Origin of the sequence: Butyrivibrio sp., assembly GCF_017433805.1 — a bacterium.
Taxonomy (GTDB): domain Bacteria; phylum Bacillota; class Clostridia; order Lachnospirales; family Lachnospiraceae; genus Butyrivibrio.
The window spans coordinates 20,987-44,853 of sequence record NZ_JAFRGN010000008.1 but is presented as its reverse complement, the minus strand read 5'-3'; the positions used below and the strand labels follow the sequence as shown (position 1 = coordinate 44,853).

At 42.2% G+C, this 23,867-nt stretch carries 21 protein-coding genes; 18 read left to right on the top strand and 3 right to left on the bottom strand.

Annotated elements, in window-relative coordinates:
* Positions 1-2 precede the first annotated feature (2 nt).
* The gene (locus IJI01_RS01840; RefSeq protein WP_292185000.1) at positions 3-2,771 is read right to left on the bottom strand and encodes a translation factor GTPase family protein; all 2,769 of its coding nucleotides are present in this window, start codon (positions 2,769-2,771) and stop codon (positions 3-5) included.
* Positions 2,772-3,689, bottom strand: a complete 918-nt coding sequence (locus IJI01_RS01835) for an ArsR/SmtB family transcription factor (RefSeq protein WP_292184997.1) — start codon at positions 3,687-3,689, stop codon at positions 2,772-2,774. It lies immediately after the preceding gene.
* A gap of 265 nt (positions 3,690-3,954) precedes the next feature.
* On the opposite strand from IJI01_RS01835, the gene IJI01_RS01830 reads away from it, so the two are divergent.
* Entirely contained in the window at positions 3,955-5,799 is a 1,845-nt protein-coding gene (locus tag IJI01_RS01830; protein ID WP_292184994.1) for a sensor domain-containing diguanylate cyclase, read from the top strand.
* Positions 5,800-5,854: 55 nt separating this feature from the next.
* Here the strand turns inward: IJI01_RS01830 and IJI01_RS01825 are convergent, their stop codons facing one another.
* On the bottom strand, positions 5,855-7,150 hold the full coding sequence (locus tag IJI01_RS01825) for an adenylosuccinate synthase (RefSeq protein WP_292184991.1): 1,296 nt from the start codon (positions 7,148-7,150) through the stop codon (positions 5,855-5,857).
* Positions 7,151-7,449: 299 nt separating this feature from the next.
* Here IJI01_RS01825 and IJI01_RS01820 point away from each other — a divergent pair, with 299 nt between their 5' ends.
* From IJI01_RS01820 to IJI01_RS01740, 17 genes are all read left to right on the top strand, one after another.
* Positions 7,450-9,165, top strand: a complete 1,716-nt coding sequence (locus IJI01_RS01820; protein WP_292184989.1) for a methyl-accepting chemotaxis protein — start codon at positions 7,450-7,452, stop codon at positions 9,163-9,165.
* Positions 9,166-9,301: 136 nt separating this feature from the next.
* Entirely contained in the window at positions 9,302-11,413 is a 2,112-nt protein-coding gene (locus tag IJI01_RS01815; RefSeq protein WP_292184987.1) for a SpoIIE family protein phosphatase, read from the top strand.
* A gap of 148 nt (positions 11,414-11,561) precedes the next feature.
* Positions 11,562-11,792 carry a bacteriocin gene (locus IJI01_RS01810; RefSeq protein WP_292184984.1) on the top strand — a complete coding sequence of 77 codons (231 nt, stop codon included), beginning with the start codon at positions 11,562-11,564 and terminating at the stop codon, positions 11,790-11,792.
* A gap of 22 nt (positions 11,793-11,814) precedes the next feature.
* Positions 11,815-12,021, top strand: coding sequence for a hypothetical protein (locus IJI01_RS01805; protein ID WP_292184981.1), 207 nt, complete (start codon positions 11,815-11,817; stop codon positions 12,019-12,021).
* 66 nt (positions 12,022-12,087) lie between these two features.
* A complete protein-coding gene (locus tag IJI01_RS01800) occupies positions 12,088-12,492 on the top strand; it encodes an ATP-binding protein (RefSeq protein ID WP_292184978.1) in 405 nt (134 codons plus the stop codon).
* A gap of 20 nt (positions 12,493-12,512) precedes the next feature.
* Entirely contained in the window at positions 12,513-12,986 is a 474-nt protein-coding gene (locus IJI01_RS01795) for an HAD family hydrolase (RefSeq protein WP_292184975.1), read from the top strand.
* Positions 12,987-13,030: 44 nt separating this feature from the next.
* Positions 13,031-13,381 (top strand): hypothetical protein, encoded by a 351-nt coding sequence (locus IJI01_RS01790; RefSeq protein ID WP_292184972.1) that lies wholly within the window; start codon positions 13,031-13,033, stop codon positions 13,379-13,381.
* Between the two features lie 84 nt (positions 13,382-13,465).
* Positions 13,466-13,765, top strand: a complete 300-nt coding sequence (locus IJI01_RS01785; protein WP_292184969.1) for an STAS domain-containing protein — start codon at positions 13,466-13,468, stop codon at positions 13,763-13,765.
* 42 nt (positions 13,766-13,807) lie between these two features.
* The gene (locus IJI01_RS01780) at positions 13,808-14,431 is read left to right on the top strand and encodes a hypothetical protein (RefSeq protein WP_292184966.1); all 624 of its coding nucleotides are present in this window, start codon (positions 13,808-13,810) and stop codon (positions 14,429-14,431) included.
* A gap of 9 nt (positions 14,432-14,440) precedes the next feature.
* Positions 14,441-14,857, top strand: coding sequence for a hypothetical protein (locus IJI01_RS01775; protein WP_292184963.1), 417 nt, complete (start codon positions 14,441-14,443; stop codon positions 14,855-14,857).
* A 19-nt stretch (positions 14,858-14,876) separates the two neighbouring features.
* Complete coding sequence (locus tag IJI01_RS01770; protein WP_292184960.1) at positions 14,877-17,054, top strand: NHLP family bacteriocin export ABC transporter peptidase/permease/ATPase subunit; 2,178 nt, start codon at positions 14,877-14,879, stop codon at positions 17,052-17,054.
* A gap of 75 nt (positions 17,055-17,129) precedes the next feature.
* The gene (locus IJI01_RS01765) at positions 17,130-19,307 is read left to right on the top strand and encodes an ATP-binding cassette domain-containing protein (protein ID WP_292184958.1); all 2,178 of its coding nucleotides are present in this window, start codon (positions 17,130-17,132) and stop codon (positions 19,305-19,307) included.
* A gap of 405 nt (positions 19,308-19,712) precedes the next feature.
* Entirely contained in the window at positions 19,713-20,471 is a 759-nt protein-coding gene (locus tag IJI01_RS01760) for a YveK family protein (protein ID WP_292184955.1), read from the top strand.
* Entirely contained in the window at positions 20,468-21,322 is an 855-nt protein-coding gene (locus IJI01_RS01755; protein ID WP_292184952.1) for a class B sortase, read from the top strand. The genes IJI01_RS01760 and IJI01_RS01755 overlap by 4 nt, the downstream gene beginning before the upstream one ends.
* On the top strand, positions 21,319-22,332 hold the full coding sequence (locus IJI01_RS01750) for an LCP family protein (protein ID WP_292184950.1): 1,014 nt from the start codon (positions 21,319-21,321) through the stop codon (positions 22,330-22,332). The genes IJI01_RS01755 and IJI01_RS01750 overlap by 4 nt, the downstream gene beginning before the upstream one ends.
* Before the next feature lie 48 nt (positions 22,333-22,380).
* Entirely contained in the window at positions 22,381-23,058 is a 678-nt protein-coding gene (locus tag IJI01_RS01745; RefSeq protein WP_292184948.1) for a hypothetical protein, read from the top strand.
* Complete coding sequence (locus IJI01_RS01740; protein ID WP_292184945.1) at positions 23,051-23,851, top strand: tyrosine-protein phosphatase; 801 nt, start codon at positions 23,051-23,053, stop codon at positions 23,849-23,851. Before IJI01_RS01745 ends, IJI01_RS01740 begins: the two co-directional genes overlap by 8 nt.
* Positions 23,852-23,867 lie beyond the last annotated feature (16 nt).

Sequence of the window (23,867 nt, the reverse complement as noted above, 5' to 3'; positions counted from 1 at the left end):
GCTCAAAAGTGTTCCCTAATCTGCCCTTCGGTGTGTGCTACTTCTTCCCAGAATTCTCTTGCGGAGAGTCTGATGGCGCCACTACTCATGACGATGACCTGTTCGATGGCATCGGAAGTGGCGACAGTTACGCGGTATTTCTTGCCGATTTCGTGGGCGGCCTTTTCTATGTACTGATCGGCAGTTTCTGCTTCCTTGGTGTAGATAACAGATAGCCCGGCGTGATCTTCGAGGTGTTCTGTGCCTCCGCGGACTCTGTAGGCGTCAAATACGAGGATTACCTGTTCTCTTCGGTAGCCCTGGAAATTAACAAGCTTATCTATAAGAGCATCTCTTGCAGCCTTCAGGTCAGTGGTAGCAAGGCTCTTAAGCTCATCGCTTGCATAGATGACGTTGTAGCCATCAACCAGAAGGTATTCCTTCTGACGCTCAGCAAGGCGTTGTTCCTTCTTACTATTTAGCTTTTTATTTGAAAGAGTAACTTCCGGAGCCTCTTCTGGATTGATCAACCCCTGAGCGATGGCTTCCTGTCTTGCTCTTTCTGCATCCTGGCGCGCATAGCGCTTTCTGTCTTCCTCGTTTTCTACGTATCTTGGCTTGATGGTTCCGTAGGTTCTCTCGAATATATCTTTGAGCTCGTTTTCAGCAAAACGAAGGTCTCTTTCTATCTCATCAAAGGTTCTGTTATCAGTAGTCTTACGAGTGCTCTTGGCTTGGAGCTTTTTGAGGGCCTCCATGTCGATGTTGTCGGTAAGGTCAGTGCCTACGGTTATTCCCTTGTCAGGAGACCAGGCGCTTTCTAGGTGCATGTGAGAGCGCACTTCATCCCAAGGAATAATAGTTCCTGCGCCGTGAGAGCAGAATACTGAGGATGCTGGATTAGCTGTATCAAGCTCTGGATAGTAGCCTCGCGCCTCGAGAACTTCCTCGGTGTTATGACATGGTGCATAGCCACTAAGCGTTGTGGACAACACGCCCTCGCCATGGGTATAGCTCTTGAGCTCCTGGGCATAGTCATAGAGGCACGCTGCTGGAACAGTGCCTGTTACTACGGATTTGCCGTTTTCTATATCTGGAAGGCCCACAGTGCCGTTCATTTTCTGGATATCAGTAAGGACGCGGCCAACGTTCTCCTGTGGAACTTCGATTCTAAAATCAAACATAGGCTCAAGCAGAACAGACTGAGCCTCCATAAGTCCCTGTCTGACTGCTCTGTAGGTGGCTTGTCTGAAATCACCGCCTTCTGTGTGCTTTTCATGAGCTCTTCCTGTTAAAAGAGTGATCCTCATATCTGTAATCTCAGAGCCAGTGAGGACACCCACGTGCTTCTTCTCCTGGAGGTGAGTCAATATGAGCCTCTGCCAGTTGAGATTGAGCTGATCGGTAGAGCATTTGTTGTCAAAAGAAATACCGCTTCCTGGTTCAGTTGGCTCAAGAAGAAGGTGTACCTCGGCGTAGTGCCTTAGGGGCTCAAAGTGGCCGACACCCTCGACGGGGCCTGCAATTGTCTCTTTATATACGATCTGTCCCTGACCGAATCTGACATCTATTCCAAAGCGAGTCTGAATCAGGTGATGGAGAATCTCTTTCTGAACATCGCCCATGATCTGCACCATGATCTCGCCTGTTGTCTCGTGGAGAGATACAAGGAGCATAGGTTCTTCCTCTTCCAAGACCTTAATCTTCTTATAAAAAGAAATAGTGTCGACTTCCTCTGGAAGGATGAGAGCGCATGATAAAATAGGCTGAATAACCTCTGTAGATACTGCGCCGGCAAGCGTGCCAAGGCCTTCTCCGGCTCTTGTTCCAGATAGGCCTGACACTGCAACAATCATTCCAGCTGTTGCTTCAGGAAGCGATTCAAATTTGTCTCCTGAAAAAAGGCGGATCTGATCTATCTTCTCATCCTGAATCACGTCTCTTACCTTGAGACTTCCGCTCAGAAGCTTCATATGTGTCAGTCTGTTTCCCTGGGAGTCACGGCTTATCTTATATACACGGGCAGAGAAACTATCGTTGACGTTATTGGTAGCATCTGCAAATTTACTTAACATATCCAGCAGCTCTTTTACCCCATAGGGCTTAAGGGCAGAGCCGAAAAGACATGGATAACACTTGCGGGAATTCACAAGACTTCTGACCTCATCACTAGTAACGACATGGCCTTCCAGGAATTCTGCAAGCAGCTCATCATCGCATACAGCAAGCTCTTCCTGTATCTCGGGATTCTGGATAAATGAACATAGTCTTTCTTTTGCAGATACATCCAAATCAGAAGCATCCAGATTTTCTGAGTCCATACCAAAATCAACGCAGTGGCTGCTGAGATTTTCTTTTAACCCAGCAAGAATCTGAGCCTTGTCTGCGCCTGGCTGATCCATCTTATTAACGAAAATGATTGTGGGAACCTTGTAGTGATCAAGGAGCTTCCATAGGAGCCTTGCCTGGCTGGTTACGCCATCAGCAGCACTGATGACCAGAATGGCCATATCAAGGACCTGAAGAGTTCTCTCCATTTCAGGGGAGAAGTCGGCGTGACCAGGAGTATCCAGCAGGGTAAAAGAAATATCGCCGTGCTGAAAAACTGCCTGTTTGGAGAATATAGTAATGCCGCGTGATCTCTCAAGCTCATAGCTGTCAAGAAAAGCATCCTTGTGATCCACGCGGCCAAGTTTCCTGATTGCTCCAGAGGTGTACAAAAGCGCCTCTGAAAGTGTTGTTTTACCGGCATCTACATGTGCCAGAATTCCTATTGTAATATACCTGCTCATTTATTCTATGGGGCTATAGGCAATCTTAACATTGATGTCCTGATTGTAATTGCCAAATCCTTTTCCAAAAATTGTAAGGCCACCCACATTCTTGGCATTCTCAGGAACTTCAAGTCTTAGCTTCAGACTGCTCTTGGATGTGAGAGCAAGGTCGTCAATCGTAACCTTGGAGATCATAATGCCGTCGATAAATGTGCCTTTGTGACCTATCACCAGCATTTTGAGCATACCATATTGGTTCCAATTAGGAAACCACCAATCGGGGGTAAAGATACCTTTAACATCGCCAAAATCCCCAGGTGAAGTCCAGGTTCCAAGCTCTGTTCCATTGAGGGAAAAATAAATATCTGAAGGCCATACATTATTGACTCCTGGGGCCTCAGAGCTAAGCTCAGCTGAAATACAGATTTCGTCAATCTGCTGGCCAACAGGGATAAAGTTAGGAATGCCATACTCGACATAGCCTCTTGTAAACCACAGTATATCTGCATCAAAGCGGTCCTGATGGGCAAAGTATCTGGTGTCGTCTACTTCGCCAATTAGATTCTTGCTGGAAGCAAGGCCACAGGTAGGGTATACCTCGTAGTCATTGAAATGACCAACCTTGATCTCAGCGCTGTAAACGTTGGTGGGTACAGGAGCATCCTGAATATCAATCAGAATCTTATCAAGATTTACAGAGCAGAATTTCTGGTTACCATGACCGGAGCCTTCAGCAGAAACAGTGACGATTCCACATTCCTCGAGCTTACGGATATGGCTTGTCAGAGCACCGTTAGTAATCTTGAGCTTTTTGGCCAGCTCATTCATGTTCATTCCGCTTTCTTTCAGAAGTATATTGATAATTTCGATTCTGATATCAGATCCCAGAGCCTTAAAGAGCTCTAATCCCTCGTCAAGATTTTTAATGTGTAGCATAATAACTCCCCGTCATACAATTTAGAGAAAAATGTTTTAGGAAAATCTAAAACTTTAAATACAATTAAAATATTTCACATTTTATTATATTATTCAACAGCCGTCATTGCAATTAGTGATTGTATGATTTTTAGTGAAAAAGAATATTTTGAATTGTACATTATTTTGATTCATTATTATCGATATGTTATAATATTTTCGCGAATTTGGGTTCATATACATGGCTGATAAATGGGGAATTTTCTAGAGAAATCATAGGTGATAAATGGATAAATACCCTCAAAAAAATAAAAAGCCAGACATAGATAAAGATTATCTGGTCATAATATTCATTGCTGTAGCAGGTACATTCGTGATATTTGCTCTTTTTGTCAGACTCTACATCGTTACAAGGCAAAGTACTATTAACATGTGGAATTCTGAAGTTCTTACTTTGTCCCAGGAGATAGAGTACTATCTTTCTTTTCCAAGGGATGCTGTAATTTTCTCGTCTCAGGGCGTTGAGACTATGATGGAAGAAGGCGCCACCAATGAAGACATCAAAAACTATCTGGTTAAGGAAACGGATGTTTATTCAGAGATAATTGAGAGTAATGCTACTGGAATATATGGCTATATACGAGGAGAGTACATTGATGGATCAGGCTGGCTTCCGCCAGGTGACTATGTTGCTACGAGCAGGCCTTGGTACATAGATGCTGTAAAGGCTGACGGGGATATTACTTATGTAGAGCCTTATGTCAATGTGCAGACAGGAATGGTCATGATGTCTGTCAGTAGGCTCCTGAGTGATAAAGAAAGCGTTATTTCTATGGACTTTTACCTGGATAGTATTCAGGAAAAAGATGCGGATCTTGTCAAATATAAAGAGCTGGAAGCAGTGTTGGTGCTGGATGCGGACGGACTTGTCGTTGCACATTCGGATGAGAGCCAGATTGGCAAAAATTATGCCAGGGAGATCAACGATGAGTACGTGGACATTTTCAAAGGAGTATCTGCAGCCCATAATAACATCTTTTCTGTAGGAAAAGGACGCAATAAGAAATTTATTTTTAGTAAACGTATTAATAACGACTGGTATACAGTGTTTGTATTCGATGAGGGCAGGCTGTTTGGAGCCATTGGATTTATATATGCTCATTCTATATTTGTCCTTACTATAGTATTTATTTCATTCTGGGCAGCTATTCATCTTTATAAGAAAAAACACAGAGAAAGAAGTCAGCTTGAAGGCGAGCTGGCTGCAATTGCAGATATTTACCTTTCTCTTTCTATACTGGATTTAAAAGAGCTTAAGCTTAATAAGATGTGGGTCAGTGAAAGGTTAACTCAGATTCTTTCAGCTAAACCATATTCGCTTGAACGAGTTGATGAGATAGCTGAAGGCATTGCGGTGGAATCTTCCAGAGCCATGCTGGCAGAGTTTATGAATTTCCCAACTCTTGGAGAAAGATTAAAAGACAATAAATCTATATCTCACGATTTCCTTGATATTGATAATCATTGGACTCGAATGTATTTCATTGCAGGAGAAAGAGATGAGGAAGGCAATGTAACCCGTGTAATCTGGGCTACAGAGTCTATTGATGAAGATAGAAGACGACAGGAAGCGCTTCGTAAAAAAGCTGAGACGGATTCCCTTACCAAGATACTCAACAGAAACGGAGGCGAGATACGACTCTACGAGGCCTTTGAAGCTGGAAGAAAGGGAATGCTCCTTATTGTCGATGCTGATCACTTTAAAAAGGTCAATGATACATACGGCCATGATGTTGGAGATAAGGTGATTATCGCAATGGCAGATTGCCTTACAGAGACCTTCAGAGATTCTGATATCGTATTCAGACTTGGCGGAGATGAGTTCATGGTATTTGCGTCAGGAGTTGATACAGTGGATATTGGTCTTATCGTTGCAGATCGTCTTTTCATGAATTCAGAACAGATACATGTGCCGGAAGCGCCTGACTGGAAGATGGAGATAAGCGTTGGAGCAACCTTCTGTAGGCCGAATGATGGTCAGTCCTTTGCTGATTACTACAAACAGGCTGATTCAGCGATGTATGAGAGTAAGCAAAAGCGTGGCAATTACATTACATTCTATAAGAGATAAAAAATATGGAGAAGCAGAACCTGAATCTGCTTCTCCATTTATTATTCCAAATATATTATTTAGAAAGCTTGCTCTCTCTGTAGATAATATCTGAACGAGCTGGGCCGTTACTTACCATTGTGATAGGGTAACCAATCTGCTCCTCGATGAACTCGATGTAGTTACGGCAGTTCTCTGGGAGATCTTCGTACTTCTTGATACCACGGATCTCGCACTTCCAACCTGGAAGAGTCTTGTAAACTGGCTTAGCCTTGTCGAGAAGGTGAGTTACAGGGAATTCTGTTGTAACCTCGCCGTCGATGTCATAGCCAACACAAACTGGAATCTCATCAAGATAGCCAAGTACATCAAGTACTGTGAAAGCTACATCTGTTGTGCCCTGAAGTCTGCAGCCGTACTTACTAGCTACGCAGTCATACCAGCCAACACGTCTGGGTCTTCCTGTAGTTGCACCGTACTCGCCGCCGTCACCACCACGTCTACGAAGCTCCTCAGCTTCATCTCCAAAGAGCTCTGAAACAAATGCACCAGCACCAACAGCAGAAGAATAAGCCTTGGATACTGTAACAACCTGCTTGATCTCATAAGGAGGAATACCTGCACCGATTGCACCATAAGCTGCAAGAGGTGATGAGGATGTAACCATAGGATAGATACCGTGGTCTGGATCCTTCATTGTTCCAAGCTGACCCTCGAGGAGGATTGTCTTGCCTTCCTTGATAGCCTTATCAAGATAAAGAGCTACATTGCCGATGTAAGGCTTAATCTGCTCTCTCCATTCAACGATCTGGTTGAAAAGAGCTTCCTGATCGATAGGATCTGAATGATATAAGTTTACAAGGAGAACGTCCTTGATCTCTGCAACACGTGCAATCTTCTCCTTGATAGCTGCGTCATCCTGAAAGAACTCATTGATCTGCCAGCCAATCTTGGAGTATTTGTCTGAATAGAAAGGAGCGATACCTGACTTGGTAGAACCAAAGCTCTTACCAGCAAGTCTTGCTTCCTCAAGTGTATCGAAGAGTACGTGATAAGGCATCATAACCTGTACTCTGTCAGAGATCATGATCTGTGGAGCAGGAACTCCCTTAGATGTGATCTCATTAAGTTCGTTCATGAACTTAGTAATATCGAATGCAACTCCGTTACCAATGATGTTCATAATGTTCTGATGGAATACACCAGATGGCATTGTGTGGAGTGCAAATTTGCCATAATCATTAACTATTGTGTGGCCTGCATTGGCACCACCCTGAAAGCGGATAACAACGTCTGCCTGATCTGACAGAGTATCTGTGATCTTACCCTTTCCTTCATCTCCCCAGTTAGCTCCTACTACTGCTTTTACCATTTTCATTTCCCTCTCTGATATCAAAAAAATTTACGGGTCACTATTTACTGACCATAACAATAATATCAAGTTAGCATCCATAAGTAAAATCAATATTTTTTATGCATGACATAAGCAATACTTATTTCTCAAAATTTTATATAAATTTATACATATTTATGACATTTTATTGGAAAATTGCATAAAATATAATGTATAAGTAGACGATATAACATTTGTAATAGCGCAAGATTTCATAAAAGATTGCTATAGGAAAACTTAATCCTGTGGCTGATAATTTTATGTCTAAGGAGGATAATATGGCAGACGCAGCTAAGAAAAAAGATTCTTTTAGCAAGGAGTCATTTAGAAAACTACCTGTAGCTGACAAGTTCAAAAAGGTGTTTGGCAATTTCAGGACTAACCTGATCATGATTTTTGCTGCAATTGTCCTGATTGATTTCCTGGCTATTTTCAATCTGCATAATATCTACAACGTCTATTATGAACAGAATACTCAGCAGGGCGAGATCAGAATCACAATACAGGCTCTTGCCAAGTATTATCTGTGGGCTCTTTCTGCACATGATGATGATGACAGAAATGCTCAGTATGCAGGAGTAGAGGAAAAGCTCCAGGAATTAAATGATGGTCTTGATACTCTTTCCAAGGTTTATAAGGGTGACCTCACTACTGTATATCAGCATATTAAGGACATCGACACTGCTGACGATAAGTTGGAAGAAATGTCCAGAGCTGGTTACAGCAAAGATGAAATCTATGATTTCTATGTTGCCAACATTAATGAAGCCATCAAGGTAGTTGTTAAGGACTTCAAGGAGATTGGTATTTCAGCCAAGGCTCAGGCTAAGTCTGCTTATACTCTCGCTATTGTTACTGTTCTGATAATGACAGTCATATCTCTTTTGATAGTTATAAATGCGATTCTCTACATGGTTAAGGCAAGAGGAGCGCTTGTTGGCAGTATTCTTGGACCGATTCAGGAAATCTCCAAGGCTGCAGATGATATGGCAAAGGGTAAGCTGGAAGTTAAGATAAAAACCGATTCCGAGGACGAGCTTGGCAAGCTTGCTGATGATATCACTTATTCGACAGATGTCATTGAGGACATCGTAAAAGATATTGATGAGACTCTTAAGCGTATGTCAGGCGGAGATTTCTCTGCTGGCTCAAGAAACGAGAAGCTCTACATCGGTGACTATGCTACTATCAGAAATGCTCTTAATGATATCGCAGAGAACCTCAGTAGTACACTTCTGGAAGTTCGTAATTCATCACAGCAGGTATCACAGGGTGCCATCAACATGTCACAGGGTGCTAACGACCTGGCAGAAGGTTCAACAGATCAGGCAGCAGCAGTTGAGGAGCTTACAGCATCTGTTAATTCAGTTACAGAGCAGACCAAACAGCTTGCTGAGGTTGCCGAGAAGAGTAAGACAATGGCAACAGAGGTTAGAGATAACGCTGAGACCAGTGCCAGAAAGATGCATCTTGTTACTGATGCCATGACAAGAATCACAGAGGCTTCAGCTGAGATTGAGCAGGTTACTAACTCTATCGAAGCAATTGCCAAGCAGACATCACTCCTTGCACTTAACGCTTCTATCGAAGCTGCAAGAGCAGGTGAAACAGGAAAAGGCTTTGCAGTTGTTGCTGATCAGATCGGTAAGCTGGCAGATCAGAGTAGTGAAGCTGCCAAGAATACACATCAGCTCATTGCAGATACCATGGATGAGATCAACAATGGTAACTCTGTAGTAGCTGAGACAACAGAAGCTCTTGACGCAATGCAGCACAGTGTTGAGGAGATCACAGAGATGATCATTCAGACTGGCGACCTTGCAGAGCAGCAGGCACAGAGTATGGATGAGATTGATAAGGGAATTGATATGATTTCTAATGTTGTGCAGAGTAACTCTGCTACAGCCGAGGAGTCCAGCGCTGTATCACAGGAACTCTCCGAACAGTCAGAATCCCTCAACAGTCTCATTGGACAGTTCACAATCAGCGAGTAATAGAGGCGTTTGTAGAGTCCTTTGCGTGGGCAATGCCCGCGTGAAGGGCTTTTTTCATTGTAAAAATATATAATATTCGATAAAATTATATGTAATATAGTTATTTCTAATTCAAATAATATGAGGGGACTATTTGATGAAGAAAAAAATCATGAAGATAATGCTGGTCATTTCTTCAATTCTTTTGATCTTATTTGGCGTCATTACCATGCAGATGCTGATCAATATCAGAGATATCACACTTAGTAATTCTGAAAAGACAGGTGGACAGGTGGAGGAATACTCTGATGAGGCACTACGTACTCAGATAACAGAGAGACTTAGTGCGACAGCACTTGGATGCGCCTATATTCTTAATGAAATGTTCGCAGACTTTGCAGGAACAGTAACAATCAACGCTGATGCAGCAACGGACATTTATACCAATCCGGAGAAATACGGAAAATCTACAGTTTCAATTCCAGATAAATCAGAAATTGGCAAAATGAAAGGCCAGTTCGTATATGCAGAGGGTGTAGATCCAGAGGATGAGTCTATCCTTGAAGAACTGTCAATGATAGGAAGCCTTCAGGGCAATCTGACTGCAATGTACAACCAGTATGACGAGCTTGGAGCATCATATATCGGAACAGAGACAGGAATAGTCCTTCTTGCAGGCCCTGTCATCAAGGAAAGATGGGATGAAAACGGCAACTACGTGTATCTGGATCCCAGACTTCGCCCCTGGTATGTGAAGGCTAAGGCTGAGAAGAGCGTTGTCTTTACAGATATTCAGGAAGACTATGACACTGGCAAACAGGCCATTATGTGCGGAGTTCCTATCTATAAGGGAAAAGAGTTTGTTGGCGTAGCTGGAGCAGGCCTCTATCTTCAGGGTGTTGAGAACATGATGATGAACGCCAAAATCGGCGATGAAGGTGATTCCTGCATCATCGATGGAAATGGTAAGGTTATATTCTCATCAAGGAAAGAAGGCCAGCTTAGTCCCCAGAGTGTTCTTGTAGAAGAAAATGATAAGGGACTATCAGACTTTGGTCACAAAGCTGCCAGTGGAGAGAGTGGACTTGAACTGTTAGATATAGATGGCGTTAAATGCTACCTTGCTTATTCACCAGTTGAGCTAGTTGGTTGGTCACTGGTTTCTATAATTCCTGAAAAGACAGTGCTGGCTCCAAATGAAAAGCTATTGGCAACTCTTAAGGAAAGCCATAACGACGAATATTCTGCAATTCAGAAATTGATAAAAAGAGCTCTTGTCAGAATGTTTGGAATGATAGTGGCTATGGCGATCATTACTGTTATAGCTTCCAATATCCTCAGTAAACATCTGGTTAAGCCAATCACTCTTTTAACAGATAAGGTTCATAACCTCGAAGGTGAGAATCTGGACTTTGAGTGGAATGAGAATACCGGCGATGAGATTCAGGAGCTTGCCACCTCTTTTGGCCAGATGACTGACAGAATGAAGACTTACATTTCTGACATTCAGCGTGCAACTGCAGAAAAAGAGAGGATTGGAGCGGAGCTTAACCTGGCAACCCAGATACAGGCTAGTATGCTACCACACGATTTTCCGCCATTTCCTGACAGACCTGAGTTTGACATCTACGCCATGATGGATCCGGCAAGGGAGGTAGGAGGCGATTTCTATGACTTCTTCCTTATTGATGATGACCATCTGGGACTTGTAATGGCTGATGTTTCAGGCAAAGGTATTCCGGCAGCTCTTTTCATGATGATATCCAAGGTGATTCTTCAGAGCTGTGCAATGCTGGGGCAGTCTGCTGCTGAGACCTTGAACAAGACTAATGAAGCTCTTTCAAGCTCCAACCAAACAGAGATGTTTGTAACTGTGTGGTTTGGAATTCTGGAGATTTCTACAGGAAGACTGTCATGCGCCAATGCTGGCCATGAGTATCCGGCAATCAAGCGCGCCGATGGCTCTTTTGAGATATTCAAGGATAAGCACGGCTTCGTAATAGGCGGAATGGAAGGAATTAAGTACAAGGAATACGAGATACAGCTAGAGCATGGCGACAAGCTGTTCGTTTATACAGATGGAGTTCCGGAGGCTACTAATGCTGATGTTAAGATGTTTGGCCCTGAACGTATGCTTCAGGCTCTGAATAAGGATATGAATGCAGGCCCTGAGCAGATTCTTACAAATGTAAGGGATGCAGTCAGCGAGTTTGTGGGAGATGCGGAACAGTTCGATGATCTGACCATGATGTGCGTTGAGTTCAAGTGATGCAAGGGCTGGAAATCCGTGAAAATATTAGAATAATTTAAGAAATTGACTGACAAATTTACTTTATAATATATTTATAATTCTTTTGTGCCACTAATCAGTGACCTTCGTATAAAGATATATCAAAGGGATAGAGGAGGACAGACCAATGAACACTTTAAATGATAAAGAACTTGAGAAGGTGATTGGTGGAACTAACGCACATACTGATGAAAAGGGAATGTTTAAAATCAAGAAGGAAGAGTTTGAGGCAGCCTGGGATGCTCTTAATATGGAGAAAAAATATACCGGAAATATGAGAGCAGAAATTTTTGAAGACTGGGAGGCAGCTGATTATAAGCCATCTGCAGTTAAGTATCTTTCAAAAATGAATAAGTAAAGTCATAAATAAGGTGATGCCTATGGATGAGAAGATTATGTCTATTGATGAAAACGAACTTGAGAATGTAACTGGCGGGAACGCAAGAGGAAGAGGCAGTACAGCATCGAATACGGAGGAGAAAACGGCACAGGCTAAGTGCCCGTTCTGCAATAAGACGACAACATTTATTGTGTACTCAGGAACGAGGGGGAAATGTAAAGAATGCGGTAACATGTCGCAGATATGATAAATTCTCCGACACTTGCAGTATAGAGCTGCAAGTGTCTTCGCGCGTATATAACAAGGGAGCGTTATGGAAAAACTCACTGTGGAAGCAACTAAAGAAAACCTGCTGAAAGTCAATGAATTCGTTGAGGCGAATCTTGAAAAAATAGAGTGCCCAATGAAAGCGATGATGCAGATCAGTGTTGCTGTAGAAGAAATCTATATCAACATAGCAAGCTACGCCTACGGGGATGCTATCGGCCAGGCGGAAATTCTTTTGGATACTGACACTGCTGGCCAGGTGTCTATCACCTTCATGGATAGCGGAACTCCGTATGATCCTCTTGCCAAGGAAGATCCGGACATTACGCTTTCTGCAGAGGAAAGGGGTATCGGCGGCCTTGGAATATACATGGTCAAGAAGAGTATGGATGATGTGCAGTACAAACATGAGGATGGCAAGAACATTCTCACCCTGATTAAGAAGCTGTAGTCTGATTCGAGGTATGCTAAATGAAAATCTCTTTTGACCTGGACGAAGTCCTGTTTGTGAGTCCCGACTATATGGAAACAGAGCCGGAACTGAGATTTCCGCTCAATAAGATGTTTCCCGAGAGGCTCAGAAAGGGAACTGTATATCTGATAAATGAGCTTCAGAGAAGAGGCTTTGAAGTATGGGTATACACCTCCTCTTTTCGTACGGATGTGTATATTAAATCTCTTTTCAAAAGATATGGAATTCATTTTAACGACATAGTAAATGGCTACAGGCACAGGGCGGAAGTGCAAGGATCCAAGGCAGAGACTCTTCCACAGAAAATGCCCACCTTCTATCGCATCTCACTTCACGTGGATGACGAGGATGCGATCATAGAAAATGGTAAAAGATATGGCTTCAGAGTTTTGAGAATCTGCGAGCCAGACGAACACTGGACAGATAAGGTGCTGGCTGAAGCAGAGAGAATCAGAAAGCTTGAGGAAGGTTAAAAGAGAAAACAGTAAACAAGAATGATCAGAAAGGGGGAAGAAACATGGTATCACAGGAAGAAATTGAAAAGAAACTACAGTATGTGGAAGCTATGTTTGAAAAATATGGCGCAAAGCCCCTTGAAATTAACGAGAAAAATCGCGAGGAATTCGACGAAAGACGAGCTTTTTTGTATGAGGGCAATTACTACAGAACAGGCACCTTGGAGTTCGAGGAGCATGACGAGCCCTTTATAGTTATCAGCTGCATTGATAGTGAGAAGTTCGCAGGTATAGGGCTTATGGAGGATGTTGATGCATTTGCACCAACGCTTACCGAGCCGGAAATAGAAAAGCAGGTGAGATACGCTTTGGGAATAGAGCCATATCCTGAGGAGTATGAACTGGAAAAATAATTGTGGTATTAATCCATCCAGAAACTGGGCGGAATAATATAGATTTTTTAACTAATCTAAAAAGTGTTACAGGAGGGAAAACACATGTTGAACATTACAAAAACTTTAGCAGAAAAGGATCTTAACATCAGTCTTGAGGGAAGACTTGATACTATGACTGCACCAGATCTTGAGACACAGCTTACAGCAAGTCTTGGCGGTGTTGAGAATCTTGTATTTGATCTTTCTAAGCTTGAGTACATTTCATCTGCAGGACTTCGTGTTCTTTTGTCAGCTCAGAAGACAATGAACAAGCAGGGCACAATGGTTGTCAGAAATGCTACAGAAGAAGTTAAGGAAATCTTTGAGGTTACTGGTTTCTCAGATATTCTGACTATCGAGTAATAAGCTTAACAAGAATAATTTTTTTATGCGGGGAGACAAATTATGGAATCTGAGAAGATACTGATCACTAATAAGAATTTCAAGCTCTATGATGCGCTTGGAAAGATTGATAATTACCTTGAGGACTTTGAACTTGGCGCCAAGGATTCACTTCACATGAGACTTCTCATGGAAGAGACACTTGGAATGCTGGGGGCAATGACTGGTGAGTACCACGCTCTTTTGTGGATGGAGAAAAAAGAGGACAGCTGCGAGATCAAGCTTGTAGCCAAGACTGATATGGATGTTGATAAGAAAAAAGAGCTTCTGTCAGTGTCCAAGTCTGGCGGAAATGCGCTTGCAAAGGGCTTCATGGGTAAGATTGGTGAGATCATCGAAAATGGTATTCTCAATTATGAGAATATTATGAAGCTTCAGCAGGTTTACGGCGGCGGATATGTTGACTACGCTGCACTTGGCGGAAATCCGTCTGATTCAATGTTTGTATGGAGTCTTGATCAGTACAGAGATGCTCTGGACGAGGCAAGAGCGGATGATATTGCTGCAGGACATGCATGGGATGAGCTTGAGAAGTCCATCGTTGCTAGTCTTGCCAATGATGTTGTAGTTGGGGTTAAGATGGACCAGGTAGAACTGACTATCAAGGCGCTTCTAACTGGCAAATAATGCGTGCCTATGGAAAACAAAATATTTAGAGAAAAGAGCGTTAAGAAGCTATCATCGCCAGATAATCTGGATGAGTATCTTCGCGTGACTACGCCTGCTATGTGGGCTGTCCTGATCGGGATAATGATAGGTGTGATCGGCCTCTATATTTGGAGCTATTTCATGACCATTAACAGCTATGCTTATGGTGATGGAGTAGTTAAGAATGGCATTTTGACAGTTACCTATGAGGACCAGAGCGTGGCTTCAAATGTCAAAGACGATATGGATGTCATTATCGGCGGCGTTCGCATGCCGATAGATTCTGTGGGAAGAGATGAAGCAGGACATGTAATTTCTGTCTCACAGACAGATTTCCCAGATGGAGACTATGATGCTAAGGCTAGTTACAAGCAGACCAAGATGATCAGTATGCTCTTTAACTAAGGAAACTGAGGTGGCGTACATGAGCGCCAATAAAACTATAAGGAAGCCTTCCGTAGGTAAAAAAGTCAGTGTGCCTGTGGTCATGCAGATGGAAGCATTAGAATGCGGCGCTGCATGCCTGGACATGATCCTTGCTTACTACGGAAAGTGGATACCTCTTGAGAAGGTCAGGTTTGACTGTGGGGTATCCAGAGATGGCTCCAATGCAAGGAATATACTGAAGGCCGCAAGAAGCTATGGCCTTACGGCTACTGGATACCGCTTTGAACCAGAAATTCTAGTTAAAAGCGGTTCTTTTCCGTGCATAATTCACTGGGAATTCAACCATTTTGTTGTACTTAATGGATTCAGAGGCGGATACGCCTATATAAATGACCCTGCAAGGGGCCTTGTTAAACTGTCTATGGAGGAGTTTGACGAAGGCTTTACAGGGGTTGTGCTGTGCTTTGAACCGGGGGAGAACTTTGAGCCAAGTGGCAGGAGAACCAGAGCAATTGACTATGTTAAGCTCAGGTTAAAGGGAGCGTCACTTGCTATTGTATTTGTTCTTTTTTCTACATTCGTAGCATATCTTTTTAACACGCTTAATCCGGCCTTCAACAGATTCTTCATGGACAGACTCTTATCAGGTGAGAACAAAGAACTGCTGATGCCGTTTATAGTGCTGTTCTCTTTTGTTGCTTTTTTCAATATTGTCAGCAGCGCTGTGTCTGATATCTATTCCCTCAGGATAAATGGAAAACTTGAGATCATGACTCACAGTACCTATGTGTGGAAGGTACTGCATCTTCCCATGAACTTTTTTAGCCAGAGATTATCTGGAGATATCCTTCAGAGAAAAAACTCTGGTATTCCTAAGACGCTGGTAGAAACAGTGGCACCACTTCTTTTGAATATTGTGTTGATGATCTTTTATCTGGTATTCATGCTCAGATATAGTCCGCTTTTATCAGCAGTTGGTATCGTGACGATTATCATTAACAGCTTTATGGGCAGGGTAATAGCTCAAAAGAGAATCAATATTACGCGCCAGAGCCTTCGCGATGTGGCCAAGCTCGAGTCTACAACGCTTTCAGGCGTAATGATGATCGAGACTATAAAGAGTAGCGGCGCAGAGGCTGGCTTTTTCAAGAAGTGGGCTGGTTATCAGGCAGCAGTTAACAAGGAAAAGATTGAGTACGGACATATAAATATCTGGCTTGGAAGTATCCCGGCTCTTATCAATACTCTGGCAGGCTATATTGTACTGATCCTGGGTGTTGGCCTTGTGATGAGAGGTAAGTTTACTCTGGGTATGGTCATGAGCTTCCAGATGTATCTGGGGTATTTTACTGCACCAGCTATGGGAATCATTGGTGCCGGACAGGCGATTGAAGAGATGCGCTCCAAGATGGAGAGATACGAAGATGTAATGCAATATCCGGATGATGAGCTGTTTGATAGCGTGAGTCTTTCGGAAGACTCAGAGTATCAGAAACTCAAAGGTGATATTCATCTGGAAAATGTGACCTTTGGCTACAGCAGACTTGCTGCTCCTGTAATAGAGGATTTCAGCCTTGATATTAAGGCGGGCAGTAAGGTAGCTATTGTTGGAGCTTCTGGCTGTGGTAAGAGTACTTTGTCTAAGCTTATTTCAGGACTATATAAGCCTTGGAGCGGAGAGATTACTTTTGGTGATAAAAAGATAAATGAGATAGACAGGAATGTCTTTACCGGCTCTGTTGCGGTGGTTGATCAGGAAATTACTCTTTTCGAGGATACCATAGATCAGAATATCAAGCTCTGGGATAACAGTATCGAAGATTTCGAGGTGATCCTTGCTGCAAGAGATGCGGGAATTCACGATGAGATCATGGAAAGAGCTGCCGGCTACAAGGCAGAGGTTTCAGAAAATGGTGGTAACTTCTCGGGAGGACAGAAGCAGCGTCTTGAGATTGCAAGAGTTCTTGCCCAGGATCCTTCTATCATTATGCTGGATGAGGCCACAAGTGCCCTTGATGCTGTGACTGAAATGAAAGTCATCGAGGCTATCAAGAAGAGAGGTATTACCTGTATTGTAATAGCACACAGACTTTCTACTATAAGAGACTGCGACAATATTGTAGTATTGCAGGAAGGCAGGATCGCAGAGCAGGGTACTCATGAGCAGCTTATGGCATCGGGAAGCTATTATAAAGAACTGGTTACGAATGAGTGAGATTGGGCGATGCTTGAGGTGGATTTTTGTGAGTGTTGCGTAACAGTAATATATTAATAAGAGGAAAAAGAAGTAGTGGGTTGGTTTGACGAGCAGATCAGGCAGAGGATGAAAAGCGATCAGGATGTTTTTGAGGATTCCATTTTTAATATGGCTTCCTCTGTTATTGGCGTGAAAGCAGCCAAGGACATCACTGACAGCCGCGTTGTCACCAAAGCTGCCATCGAAGACATAATTAAATACTTTGGCTTCAAGCCCGCAGATGATTCTTTTAACGACCTGGGTGAAGATATCGATCTGGCCAATACCCTTAGGCCTTTTGGCATTATGTTCAGAGAGGTTAAACTGGACCACGAGTGGACTGGGGAAGCCTACGGGCCAATGATCGGGAAATTAAAATCCGATGGCACTGTGGTAGCTCTTTTACCTGGACGTGTTAAGGGATATTACTACTATGATTATAAGCTTGGGAAAAGAGTTGCAATAAATAAGAAGACTATCGGAAATATCGAGCCAGAGGCGATTTGCTTCTACAAGCCACTTCCTAATAAGAAACTGGGAATTCATGATCTGATCGCATATCTGCGTAATTGCATAGATATGTCAGATATTCTGGGATATATCCTTTTGATGGCGATTGTAACTGTGATCGGACTTATGACAACTGCCATTGTAGAGGTCGTGTCCGGATATGTAGTTGATATGCACAGCTACTCTATGCTGTTTGGAACTGGTGTCTTCCTGTTGGCGCTTGGATTTTCGGAGTTTCTGATAGAAGCAAGTTCGGATCTCATCATGGAGAGAGTTGAGCTCAAGACGGGAATATGTGTTGAGGCAGCAGTTATGAACAGGGTGCTGAATCTGCCTGCCAGGTTTTTCAGGAAATACACTTCCGGAGAACTGGCTGCAAGGATCAATTCTGTGACAGAACTCTGCGACCTGATCGTAAACGATATGATATCTGTGACACTTGGAATTCTGTTGTCCTTTGCATATCTGTTTGAAATTGGCACCTTTGCACCAGGCCTTGTGGCACCTGCGCTTATCATAAATATAGTGTCACTTTTGTTTTCTATTATCACTATTATTATTCAGACCGGAATAACCCAGAAGGTTCGACAGTATGATGCCGAGGAAGATGGTATCACTTATGCCTTTATAAATGGTATTCAGAAGATCAAGCTTGCCGGAGCGGAGAAAAGAGCTTTTGCAAAATGGGCAAACTCTTTTAATGAGAGCGCTAATCTTCTCTATAGCCCGCCATTTATCATTAAGCTTAATAAGACCATAAACATGGCCATTGGAATAATCGGAACTATGGTTATATATTTCATAGCGGTTAAGACAGGAGTTACAGCTTCTGAATATTTGGCGTTTAGTACAGCCTATGGACTTCTGGGCGGAGCTTTTGCTTCTATTTCAACTGTGGCTGTTCAGACTGCCAATGTTAAACCAATCCTCAAACTGGCAGAGCCGATACTTAATGAGATTCCTGAGTCCAGCGAGGGAAAGGTTGTTGTAAACAGAGTTAATGGAAATATTGAGCTGTCTAACGTAAAGTTCAGATATGACGACAATGGTCCTGAGATACTGAAAGGAATTACGACCAGAATCAAGGCGGGAGAGTACGTGGCGATCGTTGGTAAGACGGGCTGCGGAAAGAGTACTCTGCTCAGGTTGATGCTTGGCTTTGAAACACCAACCAAGGGCGCAATCTACTACGATGGAAGAGACATTAATAAGATAGATATGACCAGCCTTCGCAGAAAGATTGGTACTGTAACCCAGAACGGATCTCTTTTCCAGGGGGATGTTTATTCTAATATAGTAATAACAGATCCCCTTCTAACGGTAGATGATGCCTGGGAAGCTGCAGAGATTGCAGGAATTGCTGATGATATCAGGAACATGCCGATGGGTATGAATACTTATGTTTCTGAGGGCCAGGGCGGAATCTCCGGTGGCCAGAAGCAGAGACTCATGATCGCAAGAGCTGTTGCACCAAAGCCTAAGATCCTCATGTTTGATGAAGCGACCAGCGCTCTTGATAATATTACTCAGAAAAAAGTTTCTGAATCCCTTGATAAGCTGAAATGTACGCGCATTGTCATAGCGCATAGGCTCTCTACTATTAAGAACTGCGACAGAATCCTGGTTATAGATGACGGGAAGATAGTAGAAGAGGGAGGTTATGAGGAACTTATTAATAGGAATGGCTATTTTGCCGAACTTGTAAAGAGGCAGCAGCTGTGAAACGTGGGCGCTGTGCGTGATTGTTAAATTGTCTGATAACTTCTCGATATTTTGAAAATGTTCGAAAAATTATAAATTACAGAGCCATTGGATGGTTGATTTTAACCATTAGATGGCTCTTTTATTGTAGGAAAATGATAGAAGACAATGTATTAATGCGGCTTATAAGAATAAAAATGAATGTTATTGCATAAATATAATTGTTTTAAAATGCTAAAAAATACAGATATACAGAGGGAACAATTATAATAATGCGATAATGTTATTAATATCACATTTATATAAATGCGATAAAAAGAAAAAAACAATAAAAAAATTATAAAAAATCTATAAAATAATGCTTGAAAAAAATTTATTTCATATTATGATTATTGTGATGAAATTTTGTATTGGAGTGTGTTTTTTATGATTGAAACAAACGCTATTAGCGCTGTAGAGACAGATGACGAGATTGATCTTGCGGAACTTTTTTTCGTTCTGAGACGTAGGCTCTGGGTAATAATTGCAAGTGGGCTTATAGGAGCGGTAATTGCATTATTATACACTTTGTTCTTGGTCAAGCCTTTATATCAGTCTTCATCTATGATCTATATTTTTTCTAAGACAACAACAGTTACTTCTGCAATAGATCTCCAGATAGGTAAACAGCTTACAGTAGATTTCGAGATATTGGGTAAGAGTAGACCAGTACTTGAGAGGGTTATATCTGATCTGCAGCTTGATACGGATTATGAGTCCCTTCTTAGAACAGTATCAGTAGATAATCCTACAGATTCCAGAATTATCAAGATTACTGTTAAGAATCAGGATCCACAGCTTGCCTGCGATATAGCTAATAGTCTTGCTGAGAACCTTGCAGCTCGAGTTGCCGAGGTTACAGATACAACTAAGCCATCATCTGTTGAGGAAGCTGTGCCAGCGGTTGTCCCAATCAGCCCTAGCAAAAAGAAGAATACAATGATGGGCGGAATGGTTGGAGTACTAATTGCAATAACAATTATTCTTGTTATGCATTTTAGCGATATGTCCGTTAGAACAGAGGATGATGTCAGAAAGTATCTCGGGCTGGGTACACTTGCTGCTGTTCCATATGAGAAGAGCATTTCTGAAGGACATGAATCCAAGTCACCTAAAAAGAAGAAAGCCAAGAAGAAAAAGTCATGAACAATAAGAGTAAATACTTTTTGTGTTTAGCGGTTATTGTGTTAATTGTTGGTGTTGGCATAGGGAGTTATGCATACACGGACTATAGGAATAATAAAGAGGCTGTCAAAAGAGTTTCGACACTTGCTTACGGAGAGACAGTTGATGAGAAAACTGCTGTAGAAACACAGCAGGATGTAGTTATAACAGAAGATAATGCAGCTAGCAATACTGCCAAGGTCAAGGCAGCTGCTGTTGAGAAAGCTAGTAAGACTACGGTAGATGTCAAGAATCTTCAGAAGGCTAATCCAGATATTTTTGCCTGGATAAATGTTCCTGGAACAGTTATTGATTACCCTATAGCTCAGCATCCAACAGATGATACCTATTATCTCAAGCATGGACCGGAAGGACTTAAATCCTCTCATGGATGTCCATTTATTGAGGTTTGTGACTCCAAGACCATGCAGGACTATATCACAGTTGTTTATGGTCACAACATGAATGATGGTTCAATGTTTGCTGGACTCCATAAGTTTGAGGATAAGAAATTCCTTAATGAACATAGAGAAATAACAGTTACAACAGCTGATCATGTGTTGACCTATAAAATTTTTGCTGCGGTCATGTACAGTGATGCATATATACCATACTACTATGATGATACGGTCAAGACCGACAGATCAGCTTTCATTAAATCTCTTGGTACGGACATAGTGCCTAAGAGGAGCATCATTTTAGATGATGAGAAGGTTGGCGCTGATAAGAAACTTATCGTACTTAGTACCTGTGATAAGAAACTTAGAAGTAATAGATTCCTCGTTGTTGGTGTTCTGAAGCAGATTGATGGAGTGGATGTTAAGACTAAATGATGAATAACAGAAATAAGATCTTAATTGCATCAGGTGTTGTGATTCTTGCGCTGGCAGCCGCGATGATTGGTGAAACCTACGCCAACAATATTCAGGCTGACAGTGTCAGGAGGGCATCTTCTTATTCGACTGAGGAAGCTTCTGTAGCAGGTGCCAGTAGGCTTTATGAGAGAGACAGTTTCGATGGAAGTATTGTTTATGAAGGTGCACGCTACGAGATGAACTCTCATATAGACACTGTTTTGTTTCTTGGAATAGACAGCAGTAGTCAGGAGAGAGAAGGCGTTGGAATCACAGAAGGTGGTAGAAGTGACACCATCATTTTGTTTGTAATAGATAATGATAATCATATAATTACACCTCTTGAGATAAATAGAGACACCATGGTAGATGTTGATATTTATGATAATGATGGAAACTTCCTTGCAAAGGGAACTGAACAGCTAACAATGCAGTATTCCTACGGCAATACTCCACAGAAGGCCAGTAACCTCACAAGAGAAAAAATATCAGATTTGCTTGGTAGAAGGCGGATCGGAAGTGTTATTTCGCTTACCATAGATGGAATAGAGCCCATAGTTGATTCTATCGGAGGAGTGTCAATGACATTAACATCTGATGAAACTGACTTTGATCCGACCTACAAGAAGGGGACAACAATTCACCTAGATGGAGCAGCAGCCAAGGCATTTGTTCACAACAGAGATGTAAAGACAAGAGGTAGTAATATTTCCAGAATGTCAAGGCAGACACAATTCATGCTTGCAATGTTCCAGACTATTAAGAGTCAGGGAAGTTCCGTTGTAGAAACCATGGAGGATGCTGCAGGCGATTATCTCTACCAGGATATAGATGCTGATAGCATAGACCACATGACACGTTATGAGTATTCAGGAGAAGTACGTAGTCTCCCTGGAGAAAATGTGGAAGGCGCACTTCATGATGAGTTTTATGTTGACGAAGATAAGCTCACTGAATTGATACTTGATCTGTTCTATACCAGGTCTTGAGGATATTAGTGATAATTATAAATTTCTTATATAAAAAGGGAGAAGGATATGAAAAAGAAGTTATTAGTAAGTGCTGCTATGGCAGTAGTAATGATGGCAAATGTGCTCTTTTCTGTTGATGCACAGGCCGTAAGTAGGACAACAACAACAGAGCTTGGCGGGGCAGGCAGAACTATGGAAGAAGCAATCAATTTTGATGCTCAGGTCCTCGGTGCAAGAAGAAATACTGCTAATGCTCAGGGTATTACAATTGCTGATATTACTGATAAGAATGCACTTGCAGCTCTTTCTGATCTTGAGCTGTTTGCTAAGCTTATAAGCGAGTACACAGGCACAACTGTTACAGCTAAGGAGCTTACAATTCTTGATTCTATGGATGTAAATGCCAAGGAAGGCGTTGAGATGTCAGAGAAGAATCCTCTTTACATTTCATTTAGCTTCCCTGCTATTACAGCTAAGTCACAGGTTTATGTTCTGCACTATGGCAAGGATGGTTGGAAGATCGTTCCTGGTACAGTTGTTGAGGGCAAGATTGTTGGTGCATTCTCAGCACTTTCACCTGTTGCTATTGTTGCCAAGAAGAGCACTTTGAACGGATCTGTACTCGGTGCTGGTCGTAAGACATCTCCTAGAACTGGTGATAATTTTTGGCTTATCGTTATTGCAGGTGCAGGTGTTATTGCTATCTCTGCAGTAGCTCTTCAGAAGAAATTCTTCCATGATTGATTTTCATAAAACAGTAATTGGACTGGCTGATCTTCATAGTCATATTGTGCCCTATGTAGACGATGGCACTTCGGACTATGAAGAAGCAAGGGGCCTTATAGCAGAGCAGTACTCCCAGGGAGTACGCACGATTGTTACGACAGCTCACTTTAGAAATGGGATGTTTGATACACCCATTTCTAAAGTAAAAAGACATTTTGATGAGTTGCAGGAATGGCTACAAACTACAGAGATGAGTGATATAAAGCTTTACCTTAGCCGTGAATATCACTGCGACAAGAGACTATCTATTCTGCTTGATGGATACGTAAGCGGGCAGGAAGAGATAGTTTATGAAGATATAAGTTACATCCCAGGGGAAGAGATACTTCCATTTGGACAGAAGAAATGCATTTTGCTGGAATTTTCTTCAGACAGAATGCAGGATAGTGAATTTGAAATATTTATCCAGAAAGCTTCGCAGGCAGGACTTACACCTATAATCGCGCATGCCGAGAGGTGCCCTGCAGTGCAGGATAGACCTACGATTGTTTACAAGTTGAGAGACCAGGGAGCTTTAGTTCAGGTAAATTGTGAGTCACTTATTGCAAGAGCAGGTACCAGAGCAGGTGATACTGCCAAGGCTCTTGTTGATAACAAATTGGCAGATGTAGTTTCTTCTGATTGTCATGATCTCAAGAGACGCCCGCCAAATATAAAAAAATGTTATGCCTTTCTAAGAAAGAAATATGGCGTAACTACCGCAGATAGACTACTTCGTGATAATGCGAACTCGTTGATCTATGGTGAATAAGTAAACAATTGTGAGG